Origin of the sequence: Streptomyces sp. NPDC057654 (genome assembly GCF_042800135.1) — a bacterium.
Lineage (GTDB): Bacteria > Actinomycetota > Actinomycetes > Streptomycetales > Streptomycetaceae > Streptomyces.
On sequence record NZ_JBHVHQ010000776.1, the window covers coordinates 1 to 4114 of the forward strand.

Annotated in this window: 5 protein-coding genes; 4 read left to right on the forward strand and 1 reads right to left on the reverse strand. The window is 65.9% G+C overall.

The annotated features are described in order from the left end of the window. The first annotated feature begins 112 nt into the window (after positions 1-112). Positions 113-589, forward strand: a complete 477-nt coding sequence (locus ACFU99_RS35570; protein WP_384400326.1) for a hypothetical protein — start codon at positions 113-115, stop codon at positions 587-589. A gap of 46 nt (positions 590-635) precedes the next feature. Here the strand turns inward: ACFU99_RS35570 and ACFU99_RS35575 are convergent, their stop codons facing one another. Next, entirely contained in the window at positions 636-1241 is a 606-nt protein-coding gene (locus ACFU99_RS35575) for a hypothetical protein (protein WP_384400329.1), read from the reverse strand. Positions 1242-1787: 546 nt separating this feature from the next. Here ACFU99_RS35575 and ACFU99_RS35580 point away from each other — a divergent pair. The 3 genes from ACFU99_RS35580 to ACFU99_RS35590 all read left to right on the forward strand — a co-directional run bounded on the left by ACFU99_RS35580 (position 1788) and on the right by ACFU99_RS35590 (position 3894). Then, the gene (locus ACFU99_RS35580) at positions 1788-2237 is read left to right on the forward strand and encodes a homing endonuclease associated repeat-containing protein (RefSeq protein ID WP_384400332.1); all 450 of its coding nucleotides are present in this window, start codon (positions 1788-1790) and stop codon (positions 2235-2237) included. Positions 2238-2362: 125 nt separating this feature from the next. After that, positions 2363-2968, forward strand: coding sequence for a hypothetical protein (locus ACFU99_RS35585; protein WP_384400334.1), 606 nt, complete (start codon positions 2363-2365; stop codon positions 2966-2968). A 308-nt stretch (positions 2969-3276) separates the two neighbouring features. Beyond that, positions 3277-3894, forward strand: coding sequence for a hypothetical protein (locus ACFU99_RS35590; RefSeq protein WP_384400337.1), 618 nt, complete (start codon positions 3277-3279; stop codon positions 3892-3894). Positions 3895-4114 lie beyond the last annotated feature (220 nt).

Sequence of the window (4114 nt, forward strand, 5' to 3'; positions counted from 1 at the left end):
GGACAGAAGACCTGGTGCAGTGCCGCACCAGGTCTTCTGCCGTCGTGCGCCCGTGGTGGGCGCACGACGGAACTGGTCCATCGGCTGAACGGCCCTGTCCGAAGGAGAACCCGTGAGATGTCGGCTGTTCACCCACTGGTCCGTCGGTCTGGACTCATGGATCAACACCACCGGATACGAACCGGACCGCGCACCGTGGGAGTTCACCGCATACCTGTCGTGCGTGTGGGAGTCCATCCCGGGCGTCGAGGAATGCGAGATGTGGTTCTACACGGTGCACACCGGGCCGGCCCGGATCGTCGACGGCCGCATCGTGGCCCGGATGCACTGGAGCGTGGACGTTCCCACCGAGGCCTGGCGGGCATGGCGCGCCGAGTACGACCGCGGCCGGCCCGTTCTCCCCGGGGTCCGGCGAGACGCCCTGCGGTATCTCGCCGACGAGCTGTACATCTCCGGCTCGATCGCCCCGACGGACGCCGTCATGACCGTGACCCGAGCCCGCGAGGGGCGCAGACCCGCGTGGCGGACGATCACTGACCCCATCCGTGTGTACCGGCCCGAGGGCCGCATCCCCGCCGGCCAACGGTAACTGTCTCCAGCCGCCGCCACACGCGGTGGCCGTGTCAGGCTTCCGCTCAAGAAACAGGTGCGGGAGCCGGCGACACATTTGTCATGCAGTCGATAAGCCCCTGGACGAATCTCGGTGACTGCCAGATCGTCTTGTCCTCGTCGTTCGGCAGATGCTCGACGATCGACCCGGCTCCGAGGGGCGCGCCGCCGGCGAAGAAGCGCAGCGCCTTCTGGCTGAACCCGGCGTTGTACACCAGGGCCGACACACACTGACCGGCCGCCGCATAGGCCTTCTTCTGGCCCTCGTCCCGGGCGTAGGAGGAGAACATCGAGACCAGACCCTTGGCGAGCTCGATGGACGAGTTGACCGGCTGATCCCCGCGAACCGGATAGACCGGCTTCAGGTTCGGCTTGCCCGCCGCGGGCTTCGGCATCACCGTCGGCGCCTTGTAGCTCCGGGACGTGGAGCTGCTGTTGTCACTGGGCGGCGCGGTCTTGTCGACGCACGCGTCGAAGTCCTCGCGCAGCGGCCGTGAGGCCAGCAGCGCAGCGTCGTCTTCGCTCACCTTGTCCAGGCCGTCGATGACCGAACCGGTGTCATCGCCGCCGGTCTTGACCAGATAGACCAGCGCCCGTTCCGACATGCCGGCCTTCCGTACGGCGGCGGCCAAGCAGGCTCCTCCGCCCCTGTCGGCGCCTGCGGCGTCATGGAGGACGAGCTTGTCCAGTGCCTCGCCGAGAGCCTTGTCGGTGACCTTGGCGGCACTCGCAGCCGGACTCGGGACGGAGGACGGCTGTGCCCGGGGCGTGCCGCCGCCGGAACAGCCGGCGAGCACAGTCCCCGTGGCCACAGCCGACGTCACAGCGGAGATCCCGGCCTTCCTTGCCCTCCGCGCCTTCATCGCCTCTCGCCTCCCCTGTCGCCGCCCAGTCCGATTGGCTCGACTGGTCTTTGAGATGCCTTATCGGAATAGCTATTGAATGGTAGTCAGTGATGAGTCAGAATGCCACGAGGCGGGGGGCGGAGGGCGCGCCGAGCCGAGCTCGGGCGCGCAAGGCGCCTGCGGGTCCGTGCGGCCCCGGGGATCAACGGAGTTGATCCGGAGGGCTCCGTGGCACGTCATGCGCGTACCGGCTGCGGACCGCCCCCTGCCGGGCGACTGCTCGTGCATGTGCAGCCGCACTGACGCGCATCCGGCTTTCAGAAAGGACCGACCATGACTCTGTCCGCTGTGCATGTCCCTGCACCCACGAAATCCGGGCCGGTCGTCTACACCGACCAGCAGCTCCTGCACGTGCTCATCCACCTGTCGCAGGGAGAGAAAACCCTAGGACGTCGCACCTTCAAGCGGCGCCGCAGGCGCACCGATCCATCAGTCCCGCTCTACGAGCGCCGCTTCGACAGCTGGAACCGCGCACTGGAGCTCGCGGGTCTCGCCGTGACCGAACAGCCCCAGCAGCTCCAGTGCGCGACAACGAAGTGGACCCAGGAGCAGTTCATTGCCGCGATCCGGCAGTGCCTGCGGGAGACGGGATCCACGACGCTGGCGACCTACGAAGCCTGGCGCACGGATCCGGCAGACCTGAAGGACGGGGCCCCGCCGGCCACCACCATCCGCTTCCGAATGGGCAGTTGGTCGCGGGCCACCGATCTGGCGTGCGGCTGACTCCCATGGGCATCTGCGACACCGTTCGAACCCCGAATGGGGCGCTGAACCGCAAGAGTCCAGAAAGAGGAACTGTTATGTCAACCGAAAAGCGGCCTCTCACGGGTCATCGCGTACGAGCCCATGTGAAGGGTAAGACCGTGTACGGGCTCGCCAGGGTCCGCTACGGGGATGGCCACAAGCATGCTGGCCATTACGAGGTGGAACGTGTCTCGGCTCCCCCGATTCTGGTTCCGTTCGGGGACGCCGAACCGGGGCCGAACGCCGATCAGATTCCGCCGGGGGTGGAACTTCCGAATCTCGGTGCAGCCTATCACCCGCTGTTTGCTGAGCCGGGAGTCCAAGAGGCGTGCGACGGAGTATCCGGCGCAAACGTCATCTTCCCCGGAAGCATGAGAAAGCTCCGGGAACTGATCACGCTCGTCCAATCCGGCTGGGCCGTGCACTGGATCAGTCACGAGGCCAACGAGTTCCGGGGGCAACTGGACGTTGCCGAAGTCAGCGCATCCGGAGTGAGGATGAACCATGCCCAGGGAGCGCCCAGCCGGTATGCATGGCCACTGGAAGGTGACGATTTCACCATCCAGGGTACTGCCATCACCGAGTACAAGGCTGACCATGCGTACACCGGCGGTCGAGCCTCTACGCTGACGCTGCGGTTCGAAGCGCCGCGCCAACCAGCAGTGATGGAGGGACGTCAGGATCTCCCAGTCCGAGGCGGGTTCGGCTAGGGGACTCAATCACCCCGATTTCGAGGGTGAATGCAAAGCGCAGAGATACGTCTGAGGAATTTCCCGAAGGCGGAGCAGGCGGCGGCTTGGCTGCCTGTACGACAAGCCTCTGGACCCCGATGACCTGGATGGCACGCCGGATCCTGAACCGAGTGTGCTGGACCGAGAAATGCCCAAGAGAGACGCATACGTGGCGTTCTCCGGTCACATGACAGCACGCGACACTTCCGGGAACCGTCTGATCGCTCTTAGATGCGGGGCGAAACGGAATGACCTGGAAGAGTTCCTCAAGAGAAAAGGAAACCCCTGTGTCCGAACACGACATCATCGACATTATCGACATCCGCAAACTTCCGCCCTGCTACAAGGCCGACCTCAACTATCTGCCGCCGGTGGAGCAGTCACTGCACGGCCGTCATGAGCTGATCATCGGCGACATCACCCGGTACCGCGCAGGCATGGAGTACTACGCACCGATCGCTCCCGCCGAAGACGGCTCGCCCCGGGGCGGCACACTCACCCTGGGTGAGGCACAGGCCCGCCATGTCTACGCTCAACTCGACGAGCTGTTCAAGCGTTGGGACCGGGAGAACGAACGTGAGGCCGAATGGTCGAGCCGCCCACACTTCAGTGCCTGGATGACCTACGGCACCGGTCACCTCTCTCAGCCCCACATGGATGTATCGGTATGGCAGGACAAGCTGACCGGCGAGCACTCGGGGGACGAGCGCGCGTGGTCGCCCGACTATGACACCCCTGCTGCGTTCAGCGAGCGCACCACGATCACCGCCGAGGACGGAAATCCGGAGGATGGCAGGCGCGAGGCTGAGCGACTGCTGAGCGATGCCGGGTGGCGGGTGATCGGCGAATGGCATGACGCCGAGGACATGGCGCTGATCGTCAGCGTCGCCCGCACAGAGGACTGAATCGCCCCTTCTGGAAACCCGCAGTCTCTCTCCCGACCCGGTCGGGCACCCGCGTCACGACGGGACGGCTTCACCAGCCTGCTCGGCGGAGCGCATCGGCCGCACCTTCAGCCGATACACCCGGGAGACAGTGCCGCCGAGCCGGTGCCGGCCAGAACGCGGCAGTCCCGGCCCGGCAGAAACACGCCCGGCCCCTTGGCGCGGACCATCACCATGGTCC

Coding starts and splice junctions, on each gene's coding strand:
- ACFU99_RS35580 (WP_384400332.1), top strand. CDS start 1,788: ATGACTCTGTCCGCTGTGCATGTCCCTGCACCCACGAAATCCGGGCCG.